The 1,073-nt window shown below is 26.4% G+C and carries 1 protein-coding gene and 1 pseudogene; both read left to right on the top strand.

What is annotated here, in order from left to right; translation table 11 throughout:
* On the top strand, positions 1-264 hold a 264-nt coding region (locus BGS40_RS07490; protein ID WP_070317247.1), incomplete at its 5' end, for a lipase family protein.
* 365 nt (positions 265-629) lie between these two features.
* Positions 630-1,073 (top strand): annotated as a pseudogene (locus tag BGS40_RS07480) (hypothetical protein); the annotation flags it as partial.

Genomic DNA, 1,073 nt, shown 5'->3' with positions numbered 1-1,073 from the left:
CAAGACATAACTCTATCCCTCAATGGCAATATCCAATCTTCTTCTCTTTTAGAATTTTTAGAACAAGTAAATAAAATAATCAAAAATAAACACAAAAGAATTATATTTGTAGGACATTCATTGGGTGGGTATTTAGCTCAAATGGCTTTGATATATTGCGATATTAAATATAAAGACAAATTATCTTTTAGCCCTAATGAAGTTTATACTTTTAATTCCCCTAGTGTTTATGGTTGGAATTTTCCTAATATAGCTATATTTTAATTTTTAAAAAAGTAGAATAATTTTATTAAAAATATTAAAAAGGAAAATAAATGGGTGCATTTCGTAAGTTTTATATTGTTTGGGTAGTATTTTGTATAAGTGGGTTTGTTATTTCTCCTGCTGTAGGGCATAATCCAAATAGAGTGTATGAATTTTTTGTAATGCTAGGTTGGATTATTTTTCCTTTAATTCTATTAATGCTTTATCGCTTTTTTTCTCTTTGTGAAATAAAGTTTTTGTATATAGCATTGCTATTGTTACTTTATTATCCTATAGCTTCGATATTATATTACATGTTTTATTATCATAATAGTTTTTATGTTACATTATATATTTTTTTGTCATTATTTAAATAAAGGATAATTTTGCAAGAAAAAATCAATGAATTAAAAGATTATGCAGAACTTGCACAAGCTAGTTATTTTTATTTTGATTTAAAAGATTGTATATTGCAAGAAAATGAAACTATTATTACCTTAAATGAGCTTTTAAACTTAAGCTATAATGGCAAAATAGCTGGAAAAAAAGAAAAGGTCGGACAAAAATATAGTTTTATTAGTAAAGGTGAACTCAACGGAGAATTTGGAGAATTACAGACTAAAAATTTCATTCAAAGATATGAGGTTCAATTTCATCAGCCTAACACTACAAGTGGCTTTAGTGCTACTTTGTTTTACGATAAACAAAAAGATGAATTTATAGTAGGGTTTAGAGGAACTGAGGGTTTTTGGAATATAGATACGATGCAAGACATAACTCTATCCCTCAATGGCAATATCCAATCTTCTTCTCTTTTAGAATTTTTAGAA

Source organism: Campylobacter sp. 107 (assembly GCF_002383835.1).
Lineage (GTDB): Bacteria > Campylobacterota > Campylobacteria > Campylobacterales > Campylobacteraceae > Campylobacter_D > Campylobacter_D jejuni.
This window is presented reverse-complemented; position numbering and strand designations above follow the sequence as displayed.